The sequence below is a fragment of the Enterococcus sp. 7E2_DIV0204 genome (assembly GCF_002140855.1).
In the GTDB taxonomy this organism is placed as follows: domain Bacteria; phylum Bacillota; class Bacilli; order Lactobacillales; family Enterococcaceae; genus Enterococcus_L; species Enterococcus_L lemimoniae.
The window spans coordinates 124,891-150,763 of record NZ_NGKY01000001.1; the positions used below are offsets into that span (position 1 = coordinate 124,891).

At 36.5% G+C, this 25,873-nt stretch carries 26 protein-coding genes and 1 pseudogene; 4 read left to right on the forward strand and 23 right to left on the reverse strand.

Annotation, left to right across the window (positions count from 1 at the left end):
- Positions 1-145 precede the first annotated feature (145 nt).
- The 4 genes from A5819_RS00620 to A5819_RS19580 form a co-directional block, all read right to left on the reverse strand.
- Entirely contained in the window at positions 146-1,039 is an 894-nt protein-coding gene (locus A5819_RS00620; RefSeq protein WP_086281146.1) for a deoxyribonuclease IV, read from the reverse strand.
- A 713-nt stretch (positions 1,040-1,752) separates the two neighbouring features.
- On the reverse strand, positions 1,753-2,205 hold the full coding sequence (locus tag A5819_RS00625; RefSeq protein ID WP_086281144.1) for a DUF1801 domain-containing protein: 453 nt from the start codon (positions 2,203-2,205) through the stop codon (positions 1,753-1,755).
- Between the two features lie 58 nt (positions 2,206-2,263).
- Positions 2,264-2,506, reverse strand: coding sequence for a YdeI/OmpD-associated family protein (locus tag A5819_RS19575; RefSeq protein WP_254907290.1), 243 nt, complete (start codon positions 2,504-2,506; stop codon positions 2,264-2,266).
- A 226-nt stretch (positions 2,507-2,732) separates the two neighbouring features.
- Positions 2,733-2,894: a hypothetical protein gene (locus A5819_RS19580; protein ID WP_254907176.1), complete on the reverse strand. Its 162-nt coding sequence runs from the start codon at positions 2,892-2,894 to the stop codon at positions 2,733-2,735.
- A 155-nt stretch (positions 2,895-3,049) separates the two neighbouring features.
- On the opposite strand from A5819_RS19580, the gene A5819_RS00635 reads away from it, so the two are divergent.
- Together A5819_RS00635 and A5819_RS00640 are read left to right on the forward strand one after the other, a co-directional pair.
- Positions 3,050-3,391, forward strand: a complete 342-nt coding sequence (locus A5819_RS00635) for an iron chaperone (protein ID WP_086281141.1) — start codon at positions 3,050-3,052, stop codon at positions 3,389-3,391.
- A gap of 145 nt (positions 3,392-3,536) precedes the next feature.
- Entirely contained in the window at positions 3,537-5,984 is a 2,448-nt protein-coding gene (locus tag A5819_RS00640) for a transglycosylase domain-containing protein (RefSeq protein WP_086281138.1), read from the forward strand.
- Between the two features lie 75 nt (positions 5,985-6,059).
- Here A5819_RS00640 and A5819_RS00645 read toward each other — a convergent pair whose 3' ends face one another.
- Complete coding sequence (locus A5819_RS00645; protein ID WP_086281136.1) at positions 6,060-6,689, reverse strand: sugar O-acetyltransferase; 630 nt, start codon at positions 6,687-6,689, stop codon at positions 6,060-6,062.
- Between the two features lie 143 nt (positions 6,690-6,832).
- On the reverse strand, positions 6,833-7,834 hold the full coding sequence (gene ccpA / locus A5819_RS00650; protein ID WP_086281134.1) for a catabolite control protein A: 1,002 nt from the start codon (positions 7,832-7,834) through the stop codon (positions 6,833-6,835).
- A gap of 213 nt (positions 7,835-8,047) precedes the next feature.
- Between ccpA and A5819_RS00655 the strand changes: the two genes are divergently transcribed.
- Positions 8,048-9,148 (forward strand): aminopeptidase P family protein, encoded by a 1,101-nt coding sequence (locus A5819_RS00655; RefSeq protein WP_086281131.1) that lies wholly within the window; start codon positions 8,048-8,050, stop codon positions 9,146-9,148.
- Between the two features lie 50 nt (positions 9,149-9,198).
- Here the strand turns inward: A5819_RS00655 and A5819_RS00660 are convergent, their stop codons facing one another.
- From A5819_RS00660 to hprK, 6 genes are all read right to left on the reverse strand, one after another.
- Positions 9,199-9,789, reverse strand: a complete 591-nt coding sequence (locus A5819_RS00660; RefSeq protein WP_086281130.1) for a YtxH domain-containing protein — start codon at positions 9,787-9,789, stop codon at positions 9,199-9,201.
- A gap of 23 nt (positions 9,790-9,812) precedes the next feature.
- Positions 9,813-10,256: a DUF948 domain-containing protein gene (locus A5819_RS00665; RefSeq protein WP_086281127.1), complete on the reverse strand. Its 444-nt coding sequence runs from the start codon at positions 10,254-10,256 to the stop codon at positions 9,813-9,815.
- A gap of 192 nt (positions 10,257-10,448) precedes the next feature.
- A complete protein-coding gene (galU, locus tag A5819_RS00670; RefSeq protein ID WP_086281124.1) occupies positions 10,449-11,345 on the reverse strand; it encodes a UTP--glucose-1-phosphate uridylyltransferase GalU in 897 nt (298 codons plus the stop codon).
- A 21-nt stretch (positions 11,346-11,366) separates the two neighbouring features.
- Complete coding sequence (locus tag A5819_RS00675; protein WP_086281122.1) at positions 11,367-12,383, reverse strand: NAD(P)H-dependent glycerol-3-phosphate dehydrogenase; 1,017 nt, start codon at positions 12,381-12,383, stop codon at positions 11,367-11,369.
- 428 nt (positions 12,384-12,811) lie between these two features.
- Positions 12,812-13,642: a prolipoprotein diacylglyceryl transferase gene (gene lgt / locus A5819_RS00680; RefSeq protein ID WP_086281118.1), complete on the reverse strand. Its 831-nt coding sequence runs from the start codon at positions 13,640-13,642 to the stop codon at positions 12,812-12,814.
- A gap of 369 nt (positions 13,643-14,011) precedes the next feature.
- On the reverse strand, positions 14,012-14,950 hold the full coding sequence (hprK, locus tag A5819_RS00690) for an HPr(Ser) kinase/phosphatase (protein ID WP_086281111.1): 939 nt from the start codon (positions 14,948-14,950) through the stop codon (positions 14,012-14,014).
- Between the two features lie 202 nt (positions 14,951-15,152).
- Between hprK and A5819_RS00695 the strand changes: the two genes are divergently transcribed.
- Positions 15,153-16,121, forward strand: a complete 969-nt coding sequence (locus A5819_RS00695) for a GIY-YIG nuclease family protein (RefSeq protein ID WP_086281109.1) — start codon at positions 15,153-15,155, stop codon at positions 16,119-16,121.
- A gap of 45 nt (positions 16,122-16,166) precedes the next feature.
- Here A5819_RS00695 and A5819_RS00700 read toward each other — a convergent pair whose 3' ends face one another.
- The 11 genes and pseudogenes from A5819_RS00700 to pstB all read right to left on the reverse strand — a co-directional run bounded on the left by A5819_RS00700 (position 16,167) and on the right by pstB (position 25,869).
- Positions 16,167-16,526, reverse strand: a complete 360-nt coding sequence (locus A5819_RS00700) for a phage holin family protein (RefSeq protein ID WP_086281106.1) — start codon at positions 16,524-16,526, stop codon at positions 16,167-16,169.
- Complete coding sequence (locus A5819_RS00705; protein ID WP_086281432.1) at positions 16,526-16,843, reverse strand: PspC domain-containing protein; 318 nt, start codon at positions 16,841-16,843, stop codon at positions 16,526-16,528. Before A5819_RS00705 ends, A5819_RS00700 begins: the two co-directional genes overlap by 1 nt.
- 151 nt (positions 16,844-16,994) lie before the next feature.
- Positions 16,995-18,596, reverse strand: coding sequence for a daptomycin-sensing surface protein LiaX (gene liaX, locus A5819_RS00710; RefSeq protein ID WP_086281103.1), 1,602 nt, complete (start codon positions 18,594-18,596; stop codon positions 16,995-16,997).
- A 283-nt stretch (positions 18,597-18,879) separates the two neighbouring features.
- Positions 18,880-20,112, reverse strand: a pseudogene (locus tag A5819_RS00715) (thymidine phosphorylase).
- A 33-nt stretch (positions 20,113-20,145) separates the two neighbouring features.
- Positions 20,146-20,817 carry a deoxyribose-phosphate aldolase gene (gene deoC, locus A5819_RS00720; protein ID WP_086281100.1) on the reverse strand — a complete coding sequence of 224 codons (672 nt, stop codon included), beginning with the start codon at positions 20,815-20,817 and terminating at the stop codon, positions 20,146-20,148.
- Positions 20,818-20,925: 108 nt separating this feature from the next.
- Positions 20,926-21,864, reverse strand: a complete 939-nt coding sequence (locus tag A5819_RS00725; protein WP_086281430.1) for a sugar-binding transcriptional regulator — start codon at positions 21,862-21,864, stop codon at positions 20,926-20,928.
- A gap of 70 nt (positions 21,865-21,934) precedes the next feature.
- Positions 21,935-22,696 carry a tyrosine-protein phosphatase gene (locus A5819_RS00730; protein WP_086281098.1) on the reverse strand — a complete coding sequence of 254 codons (762 nt, stop codon included), beginning with the start codon at positions 22,694-22,696 and terminating at the stop codon, positions 21,935-21,937.
- Positions 22,697-22,711: 15 nt separating this feature from the next.
- Positions 22,712-23,176 carry a hypothetical protein gene (locus A5819_RS19585; RefSeq protein WP_254907177.1) on the reverse strand — a complete coding sequence of 155 codons (465 nt, stop codon included), beginning with the start codon at positions 23,174-23,176 and terminating at the stop codon, positions 22,712-22,714.
- 42 nt (positions 23,177-23,218) lie between these two features.
- Positions 23,219-24,010 carry an MFS transporter gene (locus A5819_RS19590; RefSeq protein WP_254907178.1) on the reverse strand — a complete coding sequence of 264 codons (792 nt, stop codon included), beginning with the start codon at positions 24,008-24,010 and terminating at the stop codon, positions 23,219-23,221.
- Between the two features lie 410 nt (positions 24,011-24,420).
- Complete coding sequence (phoU, locus tag A5819_RS00740; RefSeq protein ID WP_086281095.1) at positions 24,421-25,092, reverse strand: phosphate signaling complex protein PhoU; 672 nt, start codon at positions 25,090-25,092, stop codon at positions 24,421-24,423.
- Between the two features lie 18 nt (positions 25,093-25,110).
- The gene (gene pstB / locus A5819_RS00745) at positions 25,111-25,869 is read right to left on the reverse strand and encodes a phosphate ABC transporter ATP-binding protein PstB (RefSeq protein WP_069655593.1); all 759 of its coding nucleotides are present in this window, start codon (positions 25,867-25,869) and stop codon (positions 25,111-25,113) included.
- Positions 25,870-25,873 lie beyond the last annotated feature (4 nt).

Genomic DNA, 25,873 nt, shown 5'->3' on the forward strand with positions numbered 1-25,873 from the left:
GCTAAACGAGCCTGTTCAGCTTTTAATTTTATCCAGCTTTACGGGCTAGCCCTTCGGAAAAAAGATAAAATCCGATTGTGACAAATAAACGTCACCCTCTGATTTTCCTATTTTTCAGTCAGAGCTAAACGAGCCTGTTCAGCTTTTAATTTTGAGCTTCAATTTTTTCCAATAGATTTGGATCAAACGTTTGGGATTTCAGCATTGCGATTTCGTAACCGTATGGCGCTTTACTTGTTTTTTTATCAGCACCAACATACGGTGTTTCTAAAATTTTAGGTAGATCTTTTAATTTTTCATGGTGAACAACCTTGTTTAATGCATCAAAGCCAATCGTGCCAAAACCAATATTGGCATGACGGTCCTTATGTGAACCCATCGAATTTTTAGAATCATTGACATGGACTACCTTCAAACGATCTAAACCAATAATTTTATCAAATTCTTCTAAAACACCATCAAAATCATCTTTTACGTTATAACCAGCATCGTTGATATGACAAGTATCCATTGTCACTGATAGCTTTTCATTTAGCTTAACCCCTTCAATGATCGTTGCCAATTCTTCAAAGGTCCGACCGAGCTCAGTGCCCTTACCTGCCATTGTTTCTAAGGCAATTTGCGGTACTTGTTCTTTCCATAACACTTCATCTAACCCTTTGATGATTTGTTTCAAGCCAGCATCCACACCAGCACCCACATGCGCACCTGGATGCAATGTGATTTGTGTTGCTCCTAATGCATGAGCACGCTCGATTTCTTGACGTAAAAATGACGTTGCAAAGCCAAAATTTTCTAATTTGATCGTATTCCCTAAGTTAATGATATAAGGTGCATGAACCACAATATTACTTAAATCATGCTCAGCCATAAATGCTTGACCAGCTTCAATATTCATCTCTTCAATCGGCTTACGGCGCGTATTTTGCGGCGCACCCGTATAGATCATAAAAGTCGTTGCACCATAACTCGCAGCCTCTTCCGCTGAACCTAGTAACATTTTTTTACCACTCATACTAACATGTGAACCTAATAACATAATAAACCTCCTCATAATAATCAATGATCAACAGTTTCTTTGAAACTCTTGTACTGTTCAACATCCGTTCATTTTACTCACTGTGTTTCAAAGCAAAAGCGTAGCGAGCTCGTTTAGCTCTGACAGAAAAATATGAGGGTGGCGCTCTTTGCCACAATCAGATTTTATCTTTTTTCCGAAGAGCTAGCCCGCGTAGCTAGATAACAATAAAAGCGGAACAAATTGTTTAATCCTGTAGAAAATTAGGAAATTGCCATTGAAATGCTCTTTATTTCACTGACAATTTATCTATTTTCCTAAGGATTGATTTGTGCAGCTAGATAACAATAAAAGCGAAGCGGGCTCGTTTAGTCTTGACAGGAAAATAGGAAAAATTGATCGAGACGCTTTTTTGTCTCACTCCATTTTTATCTTTTTCCCGAAAGGCTAGCCCGCGCAGCTAGATAACAATAAAAGCTGAAAGAGCACGTTCAGCTTCGACAGGAAAATAGGAAAAAATGACTGAGGTGCTTTTTGCCTCATTCAGTTTTTATCTTTTTCTCGAGACGCTAGCTCTTGAAGCTAGATAACACATGGTAGCAACATTCCCCTTTGCTTCACCTTGTATTTTTAAACATCCACCAACTACAAACAAACATAAAATATTTCATTCTTAAAAAGAGTACGTGAAACAAACAGAAAAAACAATCTTTTTGCTTCTATAAAAACACGCTCTACTTCTTATTCTTCGCCGTAAAACGAGTATAACTAGCAACCCATTCGTCTACCGAAATTTTACTAACTAATTCCCCAATCAACTCATAAGGAATAACTTTAGGATTACTAAAACGAATACAACTTTTTCCCATGTTCAGCTTAGTTGGAACAACTTTTTTGTACTCTTCCTGAAACCAAGCTAATAATTCTTTATTTCCCATGAACCCCATATGATACAAAGATAGATGCTTTTTCTGAGCAGCTAAACTGATAAACGGCAATGGTTCGTCTTTTCGCTCTAAATAACCTGCTGGAAACACACTTAAGGGCACGACATATGTCGGCATTCCGTATTGTAATCGTAAATCAAAGCCAGCTGGTATATTTTCAGCAATGATTCTAGCTAATTTTTGATAGGACTCTTGCCACTTTTCGCCGATATTTTCTACATACTCTTCTATTTCCTCCAAATTATTCCCTCCTTTATTTAGCCACAAATTGACGATACAGTTCTTTAGACTTAAAACCTTATCCTAAAATCTCAATCATTTCTTGCTTTCTTTTCTCTTGCGTTGCTGCTTGCTTGGCACTATATACATATCTAGCCCAATCCTTTTTGTATCCAGGTGTTAGCTGATCAAATAAGACTTTTGCTTTTTCATGATTTGCAATAAAAGATTCTATTTCTGGGATAAATTGTAGATAGTCTTCTACACGACCACTACTGACAGCTTTTGATGATCCAGTTGCTTTTCGCTCGATATTTTTCATTCCTGTCACTGTAAATGTTTCATCTAAGCAAACCATTCTATTAAATTTTAAAGTGCTATTTGCTCTATAGCCGTCCTCTTCATTGACTTAAAGAGTTGGAAATATTTCATCTCGGTGGACAAAAGTTTGATATACTTTGTTTTCCTTTTTAGGATATGCCACAAAAAGCACCCCATTTTTATTCAGTAATTGTTGTTGGATAACGCTCATTACGACTGCTTTAAACTCAGCCATCGTTTCTACAAAAAAAAAGTAAATCGACTGGTTCTATCGGGAATTGGCTTTGTGCTTCTTTTAGTTCAGGCAAGTATTCGTTATTTGGACGATTGACAATCGCTTTATTGGTGTAACGCATTAAGTTCAATTTTTCAATAATCGATTTCTCCACTTTATTCAGTCTTTCATTCTGTTATAAGATGCACTGATAGTGTACCATAAAACGGTTACTTCTTTCACTCTCTGTGTTTTTGATCAAAAGAAATCCATCATTCTCTACATCATGGTATACTAAACATAATATTTCAACAGAAAGTAGGGATCGTGATGACTATCATCGAAGACTATGTCGCAAAAATGCCAGCAGATCGTCAAGAGAAATTACAACAGCTGTATACTACCATTAAAAAACTCGTTCCAAAAGCTACAGAAAAAATGTCTTATGGCATGCCCACATTCTATTTAAACGGTAACTTAGTCCACTTTGCGAATGCTAAAAACCATATTGGCTTTTATCCTACTCCAAGCGCTATTGAAGCATTTAAAAATGAGTTGATCACTTTTAATACAAGTAAAGGTGCCATTCAATTTCCTTTGGATCAAGAATTACCACTAACATTGATCAAAAAAATCGTATTATTTAGATTAGAAGAAAACACGTCAAAATAATAAAACTTAAGCAACACGTCACGTATTTATTATGGATCTACGCTGACCTTTTTGGTCCCGATTTATATTAAGTTTTTTCGATTAAGTTCCTATAAATATCTGAACAACTGTTCATTATAGCTTTTTTTTGCTATAATATCACGGAATGTATCATTTTATTGAGGTGAAGCTTTTGGACAATCAGGATAATTCCCGTATAACGGAACAACATTCTAAGAAGGTACCAGAAAAGAAAAAGATTTTTTTAATTATAAATGTCGTGATTCGTGTACTACAATCCTTATTTGTATTTGCAGTTGTTCTACTACTATTAGGTGGTGCCTTAGGCATGGGTATTGGTATGGGGTATTTTGCTTTTCTAGTGGAAGACACTCAACCACCTACTAAGGAAGAACTTCAGACGGAAATCAGCGATATCACAGAGGTTTCCAAAATGACATACGCTGACGGTACGAATATCGCTATGATCAAATCTGACTTAGTTAGAACCAGAGTTGATGGAGAGCACATCTCCCCACTATTGAAAAAAGCGATTATTTCTACTGAAGATGAGTACTTTGAAGAACACAAAGGTGTTGTTCCCAAAGCCGTGATTCGTGCCCTTGTTTCAGATGCAACAGGTATAGGCGGTTCATCTGGTGGTTCAACCCTAACGCAACAACTAGTCAAACAACAAATTTTAACGGATGAAACAACATTCAAACGAAAAGCCAACGAGATACTTTTAGCTTTTCGCATCGAAAAATATTTTTCAAAAGATGAGATCGTTACGACCTATCTGAATGTCTCACCCTTTGGCCGAAACAATAAAGGTGAGAATATCGCAGGTGTTGAAGAAGCTGCAAAAGGTCTATTTGGTAAAAGTGCCAATGATTTAACACTTCCTCAAGCAGCCTTTATTGCCGGTCTACCGCAAAGCCCTATCATTTACACGCCTTATAGTAACACTGGTGCTCTAAAAGCGGATGAGAATCTTGCATACGGTATGAAACGAAAAGATTTTGTGTTGTTCAGCATGTATCGCGAAAAAGCAATCACAAAAGAAGAATATGAAACGGCTAAAAACTATGACTTAAAACAAGATTTCCAACCACAAGAAGCGTCTAATGAAAATACTGAAAGCTATCTTTATAATGCTGTCTTAGAACAAGCAACGAATGTTGTAATGGATATCAATATAGAAAAAGCTGGCGTTAAAAAAGAAACACTAGATGAACTAGGTCTTTCCCAATATAAAGATCAAGCACGAAAAGAAATTCAAAATCGTGGATACACAATTCAGTCAACCATCGATCAAACAGTTTATGATACTATGCAAAATGCGGTCGCAAACTTTGGCTACATGCTAGATGATGGCTATGGTGCTGGTTTCGTTGAGACTGGAAATGTTCTGATGGACAACAAAACGGGGCGCATTATTGGGTTTATCGCCGGTCGTGACTTCAATGTCAGCCAAAGTAACCATGCCTTAGATACCGTCCGCCAAGTTGGTTCTACAATCAAACCAATCTCCGTTTACGGACCTGCAATTGATCAAGGAATGATCGGTTCAGAAAGCCGCTTAGCGAATTATCCGATGTCTTATAAAACTGGCGGAGAATTGACTAATGCCACAAATTCTGGAACGAACACCTTTGATACTGTACGTCATGCGTTAGAATGGTCGTATAATATTCCTGTCTACCATCTAAATGAAGCAATGAAAGCACAAATGGGTGACGACAATTTCTCTTACAATAACTATCTAAGTAAAATGAACTACCCTGCAAGTGATGCTTGGGCTTATGAATCAGCTCCTTTTGGTTCGGTTGAAACAACTGTTCTTACTCAAACAAATGGATTCCAAGCCCTAGCAAACAAAGGGCAATATCAAAAAGGCTATATGATCGAAAAAATTACAGATAATAGCGGCAAAGTGATTTATGAGCATAAAAATACGCCTGTTCAAGTCTATTCTGAAGCAACAGCATCAATCATGAATGACCTGATGCGCTCTGTCTTAGATTCAAAAATAACAACACCCTTTAAAAATATGTCTATAGGTCTCAATCCAGCGTTTGCAAATGTTGACTGGGTTGGTAAAACAGGAACCACGAATGCTTATAAAGATGCTTGGCTAGTCGTTTCTACACCAACCATTACATTAGGTTCTTGGACAGGCTATGATATCCCCACTGCTATGAGTCCAAATAGTGGTGATCAAAATAGTGCCTATCTAGCAAATCTGGCAAACGCCATCTACTCAGTCAGACCTGACTTATTCGGTGCAGGTGAGAAATTCACCCTTTCAAAAGATGTGATTAAATCAAATGTATCTAGCTTTACAGGAGAAAAACCTGGTACTTTTACTTATAATGGCGGTACTTATACAGCTCCTGGTCCAAACGTTGAATCCTTCTATGCAAAAGATGGAGCGCCTAAAGGCCAATATAAATTTGGTTATGGCGGAACAGATGCTAACTACAGTGCTTACTGGGGACGTTATGCAACAACAACGCCAAGTTCAGGTTCGACAACACCTTCTTCTGAGAAAAAAGAAGATACTAAAAAAGAAAATACGACACCTTCTTCAAGTGAAAAAAAGAATAATTAACTACCTACTTCCTTTTAGATTAAATTTAGAGCTTCAAACAAAACGGTTAACTGTTTTGTTTGAAGCTCTTTTAAGTTACTCTAAATTATTTAAGCGATAGACCTCTTCTATATCCTTTTCTAAAAGAGGTTGATCCTTATAATAAAATGCACGATCTTTTTCATTGATTTTACGAATGACTTTACATGGATTACCAACAGCCACAGAATTCTCTGGAATATCTTTTGTTACAATACTACCAGCACCCACTACACTATTTTTGCCTATCGTGACTCCTGGACAAATAGTCGTATTGGCTCCGATCCAGCAGTTATTCTCAATCGTTACCGGACTACCATACATCAATCGACGGTAATCAGGATGAATAGGATGTCCAACTGTTGCAATCGTCACACCAGGACCAAATGCAACGTTATTTCCAATTGTAATTTTAGCATCATCAATAAAACTACACCCCATATTTAAGTAACATTCTTCCCCAATTTCGATATTATGACCATAACAAAAATAAAATGGTGGTTCGATCCATGCATTTATTTTTGTTCCAAAAATGGCATCTAGTAACTGAAATCTTTTTTCTAATTCATCAGGTGCTGTTTGATTAAAAGCCATCATTCTTTTTTTAGCTTGTAATCGTTCTTCAGGAAAGCCTTCACAATCATCTAAAAATAATTTACCTGCAATGATTCTTTCTCTCATATTCATCGATTACCACTCCTTTTCTAGTTATATCATTTAGTGTTCATCAAAAAAACACTCCCCTAAAGTAAGTATACTAGCTTTTAATGCTAGAATCTACTTTGTAGGGAGTGTAGCTGATCAGTAACAGATACTTTCAACTATGTTTTTTATTTAGTTGAACCTTTTTGATCCATACCATATGGTAAGATAACTGTTTTATCTTCAATTTCTTCTTTGTTCATCAATTTTGTCAATAAGCGCATTGCTACCGCACCAATATCATATAACGGTTGTGTTACACTTGAAAGACGTGGACGAGCAACTTCTGTTAATAATGAGTTATTGCTTGTAATGATCTCGAATTCTTCTGGCACTTTCACACCAGCATCGATCATGCCATCTAACAAACCAATTGCTAGTTCATCATCGGTAACATAAGCAGCAGTTGCGCCACTGTTACGAATACGTTCAGCTAAAGAAATACCTGCTTTAAACTTGTACTCAGATTCAAAAATCAACCCTTCGTTATAAATCAAACCATTATCCGCTAAAGCTTCTTTGTAGCCTTTAATACGATTTTGACCATTGATTGGATCAATCAATGCACCGCTAACGAATGCAATTTTTTTATTACCGTTTTTAGCTAATAAATTCGTTGCATCTTTTGTTGCTTCTGTATAATCAATATTGACACTGCCAACTTGTTCATCTGGATCGATTGAACCCGCTAAAACAACAGGTGTTTTAGAACGTGAAAATTCTCCACGAATTTCATCTGTAATATGGTGTCCCATAAAAATAATTCCATCCACTTGTTTTGCCAAAAGATTGTTCAATACATTGACTTCTTTTTGATCATTGCTGTCAGAGTTAGCCAAAATAATATTGTATTTATACATTGTTGCAACATCATCGATCCCACGAGCTAAAGAAGCAAAAAAGATATTACTAACATCAGGGATAATAACACCCACAGTTGTTGTTTTTTTACTTGCTAAGCCACGGGCTACAGCGTTGGGACGGTAATCTAAGCGATCAATTACTTCTAACACTTTTTTTCGTGTAGCAGGTTTTACATTGGGATTGCCATTGACTACACGAGATACAGTCGCCATGGATACATTTGCTTCACGAGCAACATCATAAATCGTAATTGTTTGTTTTTCCATGTTTATTCTCCTAAATAGTTATAGTTGTTTTCGTTTTCTGAAAACGCTGTTTACATTTCTCACTAAGAATAGCAGAATTATTTTATTTTTGCAACCGTTTTATCCTATTTTCATGAAAATTTACTCGATATTTCAAAAAGCGCTTTACCTCATTTCGTGGTATGATAAAGATAAGTTTTATCTTAATCAGTTTTAAAAGAAAGAAGGATATTTATGAATCAAGAAAAAATCAACGAACTAAAAAAATGGATGGCCAAAGAAAATGTCGAATTAACGTATATTAGCGATCCTGGACATATTGCCTATTTTTCAGGCTATAAAAGTGACCCTCATGAACGAGTATTAGCCTTATTTATTTCATTAAATCATGATCCATTTCTATTTACACCAGCTTTAGAAGTTGAAGATGCTCAAAAGAGCTCCTGGGCTTATCCAGTCTACGGCTATCTTGATAGTGAAAATCCTTGGGAAAAAATTGCCCAATTAATTAAAAAAAGTGGTAATCCAAGTAAAATTGCAACTGAAAAAGAAGCCTTGACTGTTGCACGGTTTGATCAATTAAAACATTACTTCCCTGCTAGTGATTTTTCAGCGAGTGTTACACCTGTCATTGAAAAACTGCAATTATTAAAGACGCCATCTGAAATAGCTACCTTGATGGAAGCAGGTAATTGGGCTGATGTTGCTTTAGAGATCGGTTTTAAAGCAATTAAGGTAGGGGCTAAAGAACAAGAAATCCTAGCTGAAATCGAATACCAATTAAAATGCCAAGGAATTCGTTCAATGAGTTTTGACACACTTGTTCTAACTGGGAAAAATGGTGCGAGTCCACATGGTAATCCAGGAAGTACAGCTGTTGCGAAACAAGACTTGGTTTTATTTGATCTAGGTGTCGTTTACAATGGTTATTGTAGTGATGTTACACGAACTGTCGCCTATCAAGAACCAACTGATTTCCAAAAGGAGATCTATTCCATCGTACTAGAAGCACAATTAAAAGCAATGGATGCTGTGAAACCAGGGATTACCGCTGGTGAATTAGATGAAATTGCCCGTGGTGTTATCAGTGGCTACGGTTATGGTGAATATTTCAACCATCGTCTAGGTCATGGTATTGGGACTACAGTACATGAATATCCGTCTCTAGTCACTGGTAATGAACTGGTAATTGAAGAAGGTATGTGTTTCTCAATTGAACCAGGTATTTATATTCCAGAAAAAGTCGGTGTACGCATCGAAGATTGCCTACATGTTACTAAAACAGGCTGTGAAGCCTTTACAAAAACGCCAAAAGAATTAATGATCATCGACTAATAACAAGAAAAAAGCTGGCACTCTAATTAGAATGCCAGCTTTTTTAGATTCTACTTGCCAGTAACTTCTTCTACTGTTTCTTTAGCAGCTTGCTTTGTTTCCTTTTTTGCTGCTTCTACTTTTTCAGGAACATCTTTCGTTACTTCTTTTGCTTCAGAAACGCCTTCTGACACAGTTTCTTTCGCTTTTTTTGCTGACTCTTTAACATCAATAAAAATATCGTCTGAGGCATCTTCTGCGATATCCCCTAATTCATCAACTTGATCATTCACGTCTTGAGCAGTCTTCTTAAAGCGATCAGATAAATCACCTGTTTGCTTTTTAAATGATTCTAAGACTGTATCTGAAACACCTTGAGCCTTATCTAAAGAAGCTTTTGTCTTATCTTTGACATTGCCAGCTAAATCGCCTGCTTGCTCCCCTAGCACACTTGCTTTGTCTTTTGCAATCGATGATAATTCAGAACCTTTTTGCACAGCATAATCTGTATAATCTAATGCTTTATCTTTAAAATCATCTGCTTGATTTGCTAGATCTTCACGTAATTCTTTACCCGATTTTGGTGCTAATAAAAGAGCTGCAACGGCTGCTGCTGTCCCACCAATAATTGCTCCTAAAAAAAATCCGCCTTTTTTTGCCATGTTTATTCCTCCATTATCTTTTATTATTTAACCGATTCACTTGTTTTTGATGTTTTCTTTGGTCGAAAAGCACGAAAAGCTGCTCCTCCTACTTTACCGACAACACCTGCTTTAGCTGTTGATTTCCCAACTGCACCAACTTTTCCTAGTAAATTTCTACTAGAATAATTCAACTCAGAAACACTTTCACTTAAATCAGCAACTGCTGCAAACAATGGATCGATCGTTGCTACTTTCTTATTGACATCATCCAGCAATTCATTGCTTTTTACTAAAAGCCCCTCTACTTGTCTAGATAAAATATCAACATCTTTTGTTACGACCTCAATCGTTTTATTTGCTTCATCAACTGTCGTAGTAACTCGCTCAACGGTCTTACCGATTTTTATCAATACCAAAACAATAAATACTACTAATACAGCAAACGCCACTGCAGCGATTATCGCTGCAACCTCTCCACCTGTCATATTCTTGCTCCTTCCATCAATTATTTCATGTTCTTAGAATAACACCAACTGCTCTTTTTCACAAATTATTCAGTTGGCTTTGTTATTTTAATTATAACAATTTATAGTATAGCTCTCCATATTGATTTAATAAAAAAGACAGAACATATTTGCTCTGCCTTCAACTGAAAAAAATCTAGAAACAACTTCTAATTATTTTTCTTTTGGTGCATCTTCTTTTGCTAATTCAGCACCCAATTCAATGATATAGTCACGTAGATTGTCTTTCACTTCTGGATGGACTAAGCCATATTCAATACTTGTTTTCATAAAGCCAAATTTATCCCCTACATCATAACGTTTACCAGTAAACTCTCTAGCAAATACACGTTGTGTTTTGTTCAAGGTATCAATGGCATCGGTTAATTGAATTTCACCACCAGCGCCTGGTTTTTGCGATTCTAATACATGGAAAATTTCTGGTGTTAACAAATAACGACCGATAATCGCTAGATCACTTGGTGCTTCTTCAGGTGTTGGTTTCTCAACAAAATTATTGACGTTGTATAATCCTTTAGAAACTTCAGCTTCTGGATTAATAATGCCATATTTTGATGTTTCTTCATGAGGCACTTTCATAACTGCAATCGTTGAAGCATGTGTTTCATCATAATCGTTCATTAATTGTTTTGATAATGGAATTTTATCCTCCATGATATCATCGCCTAGCATAACCACAAAAGGTTCGTTGCCTACAAAAGCTTTTGCTTGTAAGACAGCATGTCCCAAGCCTTTTGGATGAGACTGGCGAATAAAATGCAGATTAACATCCGTTGTTTCTTCTACTAATTTTAGTAAGTCTGTTTTATTTTTTTCGCGAAGATTACTTTCTAATTCAAAATTTGCATCAAAATGATCTTCGATTGGACGTTTTGCTTTTCCTGTAACGATCAAAATATCTTCAATTCCTGATGCTAACGCTTCTTCAACGATAAACTGAATCGTTGGTTTATCTACGATTGGCAGCATCTCTTTTGCCATCGCTTTTGTTGCTGGTAAAAACCTTGTTCCCAGACCAGCTGCTGGAATCACCGCTTTTTTTACTTTCATGCCAATTGGCCTCCTCAAAAATTATATGGAAAATTCGTTCTCCATTTTACCGTCACGCAACATGATCTCTTTTGCTGCTTGTTTGACATCTTGACCTTCATATAATACGTTATAAATTGCTGTCGTAATCGGCATATCGACATTTAATTGTTGAGATAACTCATAGGCTGCTTTAGTTGTCGAAACTCCTTCAACAATCATCCCCATATTCTCAAGAACTTCGTCCAAACTATGGCCTTTGCCAAGCAAATTCCCTGCACGCCAATTACGTGAATGAACACTAGTACATGTAACGATTAAGTCACCAACTCCGCTTAGACCAATAAAAGTCAAAGGATTAGCCCCCATAGCTACACCTAAACGGCTGATTTCAGCTAAACCACGTGTCATGATCGCAGCTTTTGCATCATCTCCAAAACCTAAACCATGAATCGCTCCAGCACCTAACGCAATGATATTTTTCAAAGCCGCTCCCGTTTCAACACCAATAACATCGTCATTCGTATAAATTCTAAAATAATCATTCATAAACAGACGTTGAACATATGTCGCTGCCTCTAAATCCTCACTTGCGGCAGTAATCGTCGTAATATCATGAACTGCTACTTCCTCTGCATGACTTGGTCCAGATAAAACAACTACGCCGCGCCTTTTTTCTGATGGAATCTCTTCCATCAAAATTTCAGATATCCGTTTATGACTCCCTTGCTCCAACCCTTTACTGGCGTGGATGATCAATGGCTGATTTCGGCATTTTGCTGTAAATTCTTGTGCAACCGTTCGAATCGCTTTAGTCGGAACAACGAACAAAACTGCATCTGCATCAGCAATACACTCTTCCAACGACATTTTCCCTTGAATCGATTCTGGAATTACTAAATCGGGAAGATAATGCCGATTCGTATGGTGAGTATTGATTTCATCAATTTGTGCTTTATTATGCCCCCATATCCGAACCTCATGCCCATTTTCTGCTAAAACTTGAGCCAATGCAGTTCCCCATGAACCAGGACCTAAAACAGCAACTTTTTGTTTCATTGGTGAAAAACTCCTTTCAAAATAGAAAAGCTGAACGAATCATTTAGATCTGACTGAAAATTAGGAATCTGAACAGGGAACGCTTTTTGTTCCATATAAAGATTATCTATTTTCCGAAGAGCTGATTCGGTGAATCTAGATCATAGAAAAGCTGAACGAATTTGCCCAGCTCTGACAGAAAGATAGGAAAAATTGATTGAGTCGCTTTTTGACTCCTTCAATTTTTATCTTCTTTCCGAAGAGCTAGTTCGTAATGCTAGATCCTAGAAAAGCTGAACGAATCGTTTCGCTCTGACTGAAGAATATCAATTTCTCGAAAATCTAGATCGTCACTTTATATCCCCTTTAAATAAACAGACTAAATTACTAATTGTATAACTTTCATACCCACTTAATAGTTTAACATAGCTAGACCATAATGGGCAGTTCTAATCGGCTTTTTTTACTGTTCCTTTTTCACGGTTGTAAAATGGTATCGAGCCTTTTTTACGACGAATAATTAAAATGGCAATTGCTCCGAAAAATAGGACCAAAGAAAACAATTGTGAGACACGAATACTGCCAAATGCATACAGACTATCTGTCCTCATCCCTTCAATAAAGAAGCGTCCGAAAGAATACCAAATGACATAACCTAAAACAACTTCGCCTTCTTTTAAGAAATCCTTCTTTTTTCTTAAAAGAACCAAGACAATAAATCCCAAGACATTCCAGACAGATTCATATAAGAACGTAGGCTGATGATACGTTCCATCGATATTCATATTATCAATAATGAATTTAGGTAAATGTATTCCTTCTAAAAATCCTCTTGTAGTGGCTGGGCCATACGCTTCATGATTCATAAAATTACCCCATCGCCCAATTGCTTGCGCTAAAATCACACTGGGTGCTGCAATATCTAGAAAGGTCCATGTTGAAATAAAGCGATGTCTAGTGAAGAAAAACAATGCCAGCCCTCCACCGATCAAACCACCATAAATTGCTAAACCACCATTTCTAGTCAAAATAATTTCAATTGGATTATCGACATAATCCTGCCACTGAAAAATCACATAATACAGACGAGCACCAATAATCGCACTTGGTAATCCCCATAACATAAAATCAATCACATCATCTTCTTTTAACCCGACGCGAATCGCTTCTCGACTACTTAGCCAAACAGCTAGTACGATCCCTGAAACAATAATAACTGCATACCAGTAAACAGATATCCCAAAAAGATTAAACGCTACTGGATTTACTTGACCTAACATTTGGCTTCCTCCTATTCTAAAAGCGGAACGGGCTCGTTCAGCTCTGACAGAAAAATAGGAAATTTTGACTGAGGTGCTTTTTGCCTCATTCAAAATTTATCTTTTTTCCGAAGAGCTAGCCCGTGCAGCTAGATAACGCATGGTAACAACGTTCCGCTTCGCTTCACCTTGTACTTTTCAACATCAGTTCTTTTCTTTCACTGTGTTTCAAAGCAAAAGCTGAAAGAGCTCGTTCAGCCTTCAAAGGAAAATAGGAAAAAATAACTGTGGCGCTTTTTGCCTCATTTATTTTTTTCTTTTTTCCCGAAAGGCTAGCCCTTGAAGCTAGATAATACATGGTAACAACGTTCCGCTTCGCCATACCTGATACTATTCTACACCTGAATTTTCTTCAATCAATCTAGTCAAACGTTCCTCAAAAGCCTTAGTCGCATCATAGCCCATTGTTTTCGCACGGAAATTCATTGCCGCTACTTCAATGATGATGGCTACATTTCGCCCAGTTTTCACAGGAATTCTGATCTGCGGAACATCCACATTGGCAATTTCAACCATTGCATCATCTGAACCTAAACGATCATATTTTTTGTCTTTTTCCCAAGCCTCTAAATAAACCACAAGTTGCACTTGCATAAAACCACGGACTGCACTTGCACCAAATAGATTCATGACATCAATGATTCCAATTCCACGAATTTCAATCAGATGCTGTAAAATTTTTGGTGGTTCGCCAACTACTGTTAACTCATCTTGTTGATAAACATCCACACGATCATCTGCAATCAAACGATGACCACGTTTGATCAACTCCAAGGCTGTTTCGCTTTTTCCAATACCGCTATCGCCTTGGATCAAAACACCTAAACCATACACATCAACTAAAACACCATGAACGCTGGTTCTTGCAGCTAAACGGCTATCCAAATAACTTGATAGTTCACCTAATAATCTTGAAGTTGAGATGGGTGAACGTAAGACTGCCAAACCTTTTTCTTTGGCCGCTTGAACCATTTCTTCTGGTGCTTCTAGTCCTCTTGAGATAATAAATGCTGGTGTATCTTTTTCACATAAGCGGCGCATGACCATCAAGCGTTCTTCTGGAATCATTCGTTCAGAAAAAGTAATCTCTTTACTACCAAATAACTGTAAACGGTTATGAGGATAATAATTAAAATACCCTGTCAGCTCCAGTCCAGGTCGTGAGATGTCTCCTGTTGTGATTTCTCTATTTAAACTTTCTTCATCGCCATAAACGACTTCTAAAGAAAGCTTCTCTACCAGTTGATGAATTTTTACAACTTCTTCCATATCTATCTTCCATTCCTTTCCAGTTCTCTACTCGTACCATTTTATCATTTCAGGTGGGAAGTTTCTAGCTATTAGGAAGATTGCCTCAGTTTTATTCTGAACTTAAATCTAAATCTTATTTCAACTGATGTTTGACTATCCCAAATTAGTTTGTATACTTAATTTGTATCTTATCGAAAACAGCTGTTAGGAGGTATTGCGAATGAATGATCTTTTAAAGGAACAAGCGAGAAATCTACCTTTAAATCCTGGCGTTTATTTAATGAAAGATAAACAAGGAACGATTATTTATATAGGGAAAGCCAAAAAATTACGTGATCGCGTTAGTAGTTATTTCGTTAAAAATAAACAGCACTCCAGCAAGACACGACGGATGATCCGCCAACTAGTTGATTTTGAGGTTATTGAGGTGGCGACTGAACTTGATGCCTTGTTGTTAGAATGCCGCCTTATTCAAGAGTACCGCCCCTTTTATAATCGACAAATGAATTCATTTGAAAAATATAACTATTTTGAGATCAACACAGATAATGATGAACTCTCACTCAACATTTTATCGATTCCGACTAATAAAAATTGCTTCGGCCCTTTTTCAATCAATCGGAAACTTTCTGAATTAAAACAAATTTTAGAAAACTTATATGGACTAAACCAAAATAACTATTGGCAACACTCTTTTTCTCAACAGACTACCACACCACTAGCTCAACCTGTTTCTACTATGGAACTATTAGGTGCCTTTACGCAAGACAATCAACTACCACAAAAACGTCTAGAAGCAGCCATGTTGTTAGCTGCTAAAAATCATTCATTTGAAAAAGCTCAAAAATTACGAGAAGACTGGCAATTTCTTACTCGCTTTTTTAACCAAAATAAAAAACTTGTTCTAGCCAGCCAAACGAATTGGCAGCTATTATCTATTCCAGTTGGTTCAAAAGTAAAATACTATTTACTTTATCAAGGTCTTGTTGTTCACGAGCGAATCCTGACAAAACAGACTTTTAGTAAATATACACCTAATGAACTAGCTAAAAAAAAAATACCCTCTAAAAAGCCTAAAACTATTCAACAATTTTCTAAAGATCAAGTTGATTTTATCAATATTCTTTATCGTTATATTAACCATCATAAAGAATGCCACTTAGTCGCTATTGACGACCCCTTTGACTAAAAAAATAAAAGGATAAAACCCAACACATTCGTTTGGGTCTTATCCTTATTCACTATATTTATCTAAATTACGTTCACTAACGATCATATTGACCAAAGACATGATCACTGCCATTAGAATTGCTGCTCCAAAACTGGAAAAACCGAAATTCATTTCTCCAACAAAAGAAGAAGTCATCTTTAAAATTGCAGCATTCACAATAAAACTAAATAGACCAAATGTAAGCAAAGTAAAGGGAAGGGATAAAATCGTCAACACTGGTTTTACCAACATATTTAAGATAGATAAAACAAACGCTGCGATAATCGCCATCCAAATACTTCTTACATATATCATATTCGGAAAAATCACTGAGAGTGAAACAAATGTCAACGTATTAACGATCAGACGTTGAAAGTAAGTCATTAGAAGTCACTCCAGTCATCGTCATTCACTTTTTCAGCTTGTTTTCTTTGTTTTTGCTCATTAGCATACGGATTTGCATTACGGGTATTTCGATTGTATGGATTTTGATGACCATAACCATTGTTTCTAACTCTACCAGAAGGTATCAGTACAGCCAATAAAATATATAATACAATTGGGCTGCCAATAAAGATAAAGCTGGCTACTACATAAATCACACGTACAATCGTTGGATCAATTCCTAACCATTCAGCAATTCCTGCTAGGGTTCCTGTTAGTACCACATTATTAGGAGATTTCGTCAATCGTCTTTTCATTTCTTTCACCTCACATCTCTTAGATTTTACAATAGAATGGATGAAGAATCATCCTTTTTTTCTTTTAATTTTTCTATTTGATAGTTAAGAGTAATCCTCTCAACTATCAAATAGAAATCAACACAAGTTCAAAGTATCAAGTTCTACGCATCTATTTATCTGTGTCTTTTAAATAAATGTTTCCTGTTGTTGTAGAAGCATTGATTTGCGCCATATTCTCTTCGTTCAATCGTCTAAATTGTAGTAATTGGTTGGTTCTTTCTTTCTTCTCACGAATCACTTCATAGTCACTCAAACGGCTATTAATACTCCCTAGACTTGTTTTCACTGTACCTTCAACGCCTAGTTCAGTTGGTAGCGCAATTTTCACATTCCCATTGACTGAACTTGCCTCAACTTTACGTAATGTTTTTTCTTTCGCTGTGATGCGAACATCACCATTGATCAATGAAACACCGATTGTTTGAGGAGTAGCAGCAATTGTTACTGTACCATTGACAGTTTCGATGATATTGTCTAAAATTTCACCATCTAAAACCTTGATATCACCGTTTACACCTTCGATTTCAAGCATTGTTGCATCGATTTTATTGAATGTGATTGAGCCATTCGTTGATTTAGTGTAAACATCTTTTGCTTTTAAAGATTCAACAGATACGTTTCCGTTCAATAATTTGATAGATACATGATCAAACGTCCGCTCAGGTAAATAGAAAATCAAGTCTGCACGTACACGTTTATTAGGGATTTGGAAGGAAATCACTTCGTCATCCACATCGATTTGACTTCTTTCTAAGAATGCTTCAAGTGGTGTTTCAGCATCCATTTTACCATAAAGTTTGATTTTTCCTTCTACTTTAACATCTGGTTGATCCCAAGTTTTGAATACAATATTTCCGTTTGCAACTTTAACATCGATCAAACTTGCAAGTGGTGCTGGATAATTAAACTCATGTTCAAATTTGGTTGTCGCTACACCTGGAACTCTGAAGCTTACGTCTTTCCATTCCATATTATCATTCATTGTTTCGGAAAATGAGTTAAATGTTTTTTTCAGGAATGAACCTAATTGAGAACCTGCTTCACTCATTTTTTCACCGACTTGATTGATTGTATCGGTTGCTTGATCTTTCCAATCATCTGGAATATCAAATTTTGATGTGACACGGTCTTTGGTTTCTGACCATTGTTCTTTACGAATATTTTTCAACTCTGCTTCTAAAGTAATTTTTTCTTGAATTTGTTCATCTAAAGCATCTTCTAATGATTTAATTTCAGCTTCTAATGATGCTCTAACATCTAAATCTTCATTAGTTAATTCACTTAGTTCTTCTTTAGTATTTAATTCCATTAATTTTTCTTGCGCTTCTTTAATTTCTTCTTTGACACCAGCGATTTCAGCATTAACTTCATCTAATTCTACAGATGTCCGATTCGCTTCCGTTGCTAGATCATCTAGAATTTTTTCTAAACGTTCATGATCTTGCGCTTCTTTTGCTTTGACCTCTTCGTCAGAAATTTCTGGTTCAACGATCTCAGCTTCTTTTTGATTTTCTAGCTTATTTAGTAAATCTACGACTTTATCATTTTCTTTTGTATCAACAGTTGGATTTGTTACATTTACTTGGTCAGCAGCTTTTTTGATTTGTTTCTCATCTTTTTCTGTGGCCATGTTTTCTAATAATACTAAAGCTTCCTCTGAAGATAGGATACCTTTTTTAACTAAGTCTAATACTCTTTCTCTTTCTTTCATGGAAATTGCCTCCTTAGCAAATTTTTCACCCGAGGGTGTTTTCCTTATGTACCTATTATGCCTTCTTTTTTGTTGTTTGTCATAGGACTTAAGAATGAATTTTAGGTAGTCCTCAAGGGTAATCACTCATTTATTTTTTACATCTGTTGATTTTGACTGCATTTAATAGGAAGAAAGTTAGTTTTAAATCAAAAAAGAAAAGGTTTGAGCAGCACTCTCACCGAGTCACATCCCAACCTTTTCTATATATGAAACAAGCACTTTTTATTTTTATTTTTTTAGACTAACTATGGATCTCACGATAGATTAGTTTACTCTCTGGAACTTCTGCCCAAATTCGGATATTCTCCTTGATCATCGCAGTAACGTCAGAAACGTCTTCTTGATTTGCAAAAATTGTAACTAAGCTTTCGCTTTTCTTCACTTGGCTGCCAACTTTTTTTCTTAAAATCAAGCCGACCGCCAAATCAATATCATCTTCTTTTGTTTCTCGACCTACGCCAAGTTTCATTGCAGCTACCCCAATATTATCTGCAACGATTTCTGAAACAACGCCATCAGAGTCAGCTACAACCTCTATTTCAAATTTAGCTTGTGGCAATAGGCTAGGATCATCCACCCATTCCGGATTACCACCCTGGTTTTTAATAAATTGTTTGAGTTTAACTAAAGCCGAACCATCATTGATGACGCCTTTTAATAATTCTCTCGCTTCTATTAAGGAATCAATCTTACCTGCTAAAACGACCATTTGGCTACCTAAAGTCATAACAAGCTCCGTTAAATCTTCTGGTCCATTGCCATGTAGTGTATCGATTGCTTCTTGGACTTCTAAAGAATTACCGATTCTAACCATCGCAGAAGCAAGTTCAGCGGCATCTTCTTCAGTCTTCATAAAAGCACCCGCTCCCGTCTTAACATCTAAGACGATTGCATCTGCTCCAGCTGCGATTTTCTTACTCATGATCGAGCTAGCAATCAACGGGATCGAACTAACCGTTGCCGTCACATCTCTTAACGCATACAATTTTTTATCAGCTGGTGTTAAATTACCTGATTGACCAATCACTGAGATTTTATCGCGATTAACCATTTCGGTAAACTCATCATCGGTTAACTCTACATGGAATCCTGCAAAAGCCTCTAATTTATCGATCGTACCACCTGTATGACCTAAGCCGCGTCCTGACATTTTTGCAAATGGAATATCAAGTGCGGCCACGAGTGGCGCTAAAACTAAGGTTGTCGTATCTCCGACACCACCTGTTGAATGTTTATCTACTTTGATTCCCTCAATATTGGATAAATCGATCACGTCGCCTGAGTGAACCATTGCCAATGTTAAATTTGCTCTTTCTTCATCCGACATATCTTAGAAATAAACTGCCATCAAAAAAGCACTTGCTTGGTAATCTGGAATCGTTCCGTTAGTTAAACCTTCAATAAAGAATTCGATTTCCGTTTTACTTAGCTCTTTGCCATTGCGTTTTTTTTCAATGATGTCTACCATTCTCATATTCTGTACCCCACGATCTCAATTGTTTAAAATTTAATAGCCGCCTGTTGTATCGTTAATTGCTGCATCAACAATTGCAACACTTGAACTTGCACCAACTCTTGATGCACCAGCATGAATCATTGCTTTAGCATCTTCTGCTGTACGAACACCAGCTGAGGCTTTAACACCAATAGTAGGGCCAACCGTTTTGCGCATTAATGCAACATCTTTGATCGTAGCTCCTCCAGTTGAAAAACCAGTGGACGTTTTAACGAAATCGGCTCCTGCTTGGACAGATAATTTTGAGGCTACTGCAATTTCTCGATCAGTTAGCAAACAGTTTTCAAGAATTACTTTAACTAATGCTTTTCCTTTCGCTACTGCAACAACTGCTTCGATGTCTTTTAACACAGTCTCTTCATCGCCTGATTTCAAGGCACCGACATTAATGACCATATCAACTTCTGTTGCACCATTTTTAATAGCATCTTCTGCTTCAAAGGCTTTGACTGCCGTTGTGTTTGCACCTAAAGGAAATCCAATCACTGTGCAAATCTCAACTGAAGTACCTGCTAGCTCTTTACTTGCTAAAGCAACCCAGTATGGATTTACACAAACTGAAGCAAATTCATATTTTTTCGCTTCCTCGATCAACATTAATAATGCTTCCTCATTTGCTTCTGGTTTTAGTAATGTGTGGTCGATCATTTTGTTTACGTTCATTGTACTCTCCCTTTTCGAAATTCCGTTCTAATAACATGAAATTCCGTTCATAATAAGTATTTATAAAAGAGTAGCCACTATTGCCTACTCCGCTTACCAAATATAAGTTTAGTGCTTTAACAACTTCATTGCTGTAAATTTATCGATCAGTAAAACATTCGCATAGCCACCCGTTAGTGCACCATGAATCGCTTTGATTTTACGATCTCCACCAGCAATCAAGATTGATTTTTCTTTAGTCTTCAGTTCTTCAAGTTCGATACCAATTGTGCGACTATTGATCTCTGCATCACTGATTTGTCCCTCTTCATTGAAGAATCTAGAACAGATATCGCCGACTGCGTTGGCTTTGAGAGATTTTTCTTCCTGTTCGGTAAAATAACCTAACCGGAAATGCAATGATTCGCTTTGTACGGTCCCAACAGTAAATACTGCAATGTTTGCCTGTCTCCCCAACTCGATGACTTTACTGATATGGCGATCGACTACGACCAAATCTTTGGCTTCTTTACTATCTAAAATAACCGGTAAAGGAAAAGTCCGGGCTTTTGTATTTAGAAGTTCAGCTAGTAGCGTGATTGTCTCAAATGCATAATTATTAACATCAAAATACGCAATACCGCCTTTTAGCTGGACGACCTCGACCCCTTTAACATCCAGACGATCCATCTTTGTAACAGTCTTATGCATCGTTGTGCCCCAACTGACGCCAACGATATCGCCACTTTTAATGGTATCTTCAAGATATTCAGCAGCATATGAAGTTAGATATTCTGAAATAGAATTGTAGTTTGGATCTGGTGAAAAAGCGACATGAACTTCTGCTAAACCATATTTTTCTTTTAGCTTCTTTTCAATTTCAAATAAATCGGAAAAAGGATCGAAAATTGTGATTTGAACATACCCTTTTTCTTTTGCATAATTTAAAAGTCGCGAAATCGTTGGACGTGAAACATTTAGTTTTTCAGCTATTTCTTGCTGACTAAGTGAAGATTGATAATAGAGTCTTGCGACTTCGATACTAAGCTGTTGTTTTTCTTTATCCATACTCATTGTCCGTTCCTAATTATTTAAGCCCATTATAGCAAGAACAAACAAGGAAGACAAATCACTCTTTTTAGTCAGCTAGATAGATACTTCTTAGTTCCATTAATTTTTCCTGATCAAAGTTCAAACATTCAGCAGCATATTTTTCTGCTGTCCCAAGATTTTTCTCGATCAAATTGAAGGCATGATTTAAATAGTCTTCTTTAACATAAAGTGCCGTAGCTAATGATTCTAGTTGTTCCTCACCAAATCCTTGTTCTCTAAACTGTTGAATCAACTCATCGTTCGCTTGTTTTCTTTCTGTATTTGTAATCAAAAAATCTTTATAGATTTCTTCTTTTTCAACATCTAATAATAAAAGTAACAAGGCTGAAGCATAGCCTGTCCGATCTTTACCAGCAAAACAGTGGAAAATCGTTGATCCTGCTTTATTTGCTAAAATATACTCCATGAATTCTGTAAACCCTTCTTGAGCACCTGAGTTCAAAATTAAGTCTTCGTAAACACCTAACATATGTTTATCAACAGCTTCAATTAACTTTAACTTGGCAAAGTCAGCTAAGCTAGAATTTTTAGCATTCATTTTTCCAAGTAGGTCCAAATTGACATATTCCACATCTTCAATTGGCGTATCTGGTGATTCACTGATTTCAAACCCACGTCTAAAATCAATGATTCTTGTTAGATTGAACTGATCAACTAAAGCTGTTTGCGTCGCTTGATCTAAATTGAATAAATGACCTGAGCGTAGTAATTTATTCACTTTGACGACTTTACCTGCTTTGTTCTTGATGCCACCTAGATTTCTAAAATTTGTAATTTGTATATTCATTTGTCTATTCCACCTTTATGCCTTTACTTGTTTTCTTCTTCGTTCTTCTGCCAATGCTACGATCCCTAATAGAATGGCGATGATCACTATTGAAATATAAAAGATGATAAATGTATCATTCCAACCATGTAAAACATGTCCAAAGAAATTCACACCATCTTTAGAAGGATCAGAAATTTTAGCTAAAAGAATTTTAGCCATTGAATCACCAAAGAGATACGCAAAGGCGCCCAATAGTCCACCTGAAACAACCGTTGCTTTTTTAGGCACAAAGCCTAACATCGATAAATTGATCAATAACTGAGGACCAAAGACCATCATCCCCAACATAAATAATGAAGCATTGATCACAAATTCTGTTGTTCCTAATTGATACCCAATAATTCCGATCGGTAATAAAATTGTACTGACAGTAGCAACTAAAGCTGGACGACCTTTTAATAAATCTGAAATGTATCCCCAAGCTAAACATCCAATCAAGGCACCCATTTCAAAATAGAAAATCGTTTGTGCCGTAGCTTATTATGAGAAGTTCAAATGTTCGGTTACATATAATGGTGCCCAGTTATCGATCCCGATTCGGACGATATAAACAAACACATTGGCCACACATAAAACCCAAATATACGGATTGGTTAAAAGATACTTTTTGAAAATCTCCCATTTTGTTAAATTTTCTGCATCTACATTTGCTTTTTCAACCGGTTCACCAAAGATTTCCTCACTTGAATTCCAGCCCAGATCTTCTGGTCTATTTTTACCGATGAAAAATGTGCCGATTGCCACCACAGCTGCTACGATCGCTGGAATAATGAACATTCCGGCAACTTGTCCTTTAAAGAATGTTGTTGCACACCAAACTGCAAAAATCCCAGCAAAACCTCCGCCAATATTATGTGAGGCATTCCATAACCCAATGTAGCGACCGCGATGACTTCTTGTTGTCCATTGTGTGATTACTGAAGCACAACTTGGCCCACCTACACATTGGAACAAGCCATTCAATGACCATAAAACAACGATCCATCCCATCGGAACATTATTCATGGTAAAAAGGATCCCCATACATAAAACAGTGATCGAAGATAATAATAACAAAATAGACAAAATGTTCTTCGTATTTTTGCCATCTACAATATAACCAACAATAAATTTACCAAACCCATAGACAATCGAAAAGACAAAACCAATATAACCTAGATCGGTCGTTATAAGACCTAATTGACTTTTTAATAATGGCAGTGCTACTTTAAAGTTATTACGAATCATATACATCGTGATGTAAATCACCACAAAGATCGAAAACGATTTCATAAATTCCTTGAACCATTGCTTCCTTTGCTCAGCTAAGGTCGGTTCATTTTACCAACAACTACATTTGTTTCTTCCAAATTAACTCACCCCCAAATTTTAGTTATAATGGTTAGCGCTTTCCAATATAATTGTATAATACACGAGGTCAGAACAAATGTAAACAAATTAATGAAATTATGTTCAAAAATATTTTTTACATTAATAAATCCTTTGTGAGATGAAAATAAAAAGGGTGTGGGACAAAAGTAAAAAGCACTTTTGTTTCACACCCTAAATGCGAATAAACGGTGGGAGCAGAAGCAACCCCTTCGGAAATAAGCTGAAATTCACAAAAATTTGAAGAGCAATTTTCGTGAATTCCTTTTTATCTCTCGGGGTTAAACACTCCTGTCCCAACCTCTTTTATTACTTTATTCATCATGATTGCTATTTAACTCAGTAATTTTACCCGTTGCCAAGTAAACGATCCATTCACAAATATTCGTCACATAATCACCGATACGTTCTAGATACGTAGCAACATGGAGGTAATCCGTTCCACTGATTACAGTTTCTGGATTTGCTTGCATCGCTTTAATCGAATGGCTATAGATACTATCAAAATATTCATTTACGCGGGCATCCATTTTAGCGATCATTCGTGCATCTTTTTGGTCCGTTTTGACATAAGCAATCAATACGTTATCAACCATTTTCTTCACGTAATCAGACATATCTGAAATTTCTTTCTCGATTTCAGGAATTCTCGTTTCTCCCTTTAATCGAATCGTTGATTTAGCGATCGATACAGCGTGATCTGCCATTCTCTCTAAGTCGGAACTAGCTTTCATAACGGTGATGATCATTCTTAGATCCGTTGTGACAGGTTGTTGTAAAGCAATCATTTCAAAGCTTTTCTTTTCTAATTTTACTTCCATATCATTGATTTCTACATCATAATCGATGACTTCATTGGCAATTTTTTTATCGTGGTTAATGTAAGCTCGAACAGATTTATGAACGACATTACTTACCATCATCCCCATCTCATAAAATTGATTATGAAGATTTAATAGTTCTTCTTCAAATTGACTGCGCAACATGTGTGTTCCTCCTTTTTTTTAACCAAATTTTCCAGAAATATAGTCTTCTGTTTGTTTTTCTTTAGGGTTTAAGAATATTTTCTTTGTATCATTAAATTCTATCAATTCTCCTTGTAAAAAGAAAGCCGTTTTATCAGAAATTCTCGAAGCTTGTGACATATTATGCGTCACCATGATCATCGTATATTTTTCTTTTAGCGTTAAAAGCATATTCTCGATTTTACCACTTGAAACAGGATCCAAAGCACTAGTCGGCTCATCTAATAAAATGATCTCAGGATCAACTGCTAAAACACGAGCGATACAGACGCGTTGTTGTTGACCACCTGATAAAGATAATGCACTTTTATGCAGTTTATCTTTCACATCATCCCAAACTGAGGCTGCCTTTAAGCTATTTTCTACGGCTTCATCTAAAACTTGTTTATCCTTTTCTCCTTTTAAACGTAAACCGTAGATGACATTTTCATAAATTGAAAAAGGAAAGGGATTAGGTTGTTGAAAAACCATGCCGATTTCTTTCCGTAAATCTACGATATCTGTTTTAGGACCATAGATATCTTTGCCTTTATACACAACGCTACCGGTGATCGTCACGCCTGGAATCAAATCATTCATACGATTCAATGAACGTAGATAGGTCGATTTACCACAACCGGACGGTCCAATCATAGCAGTAATCTCCCCTTGATTGATGCTCAAGTCGATCCCTTTCAAGGCTTCTTTTTTACCATAATATAAATGCAGATCTTTTGATGAAATAATCTCTTTTGTCATCATG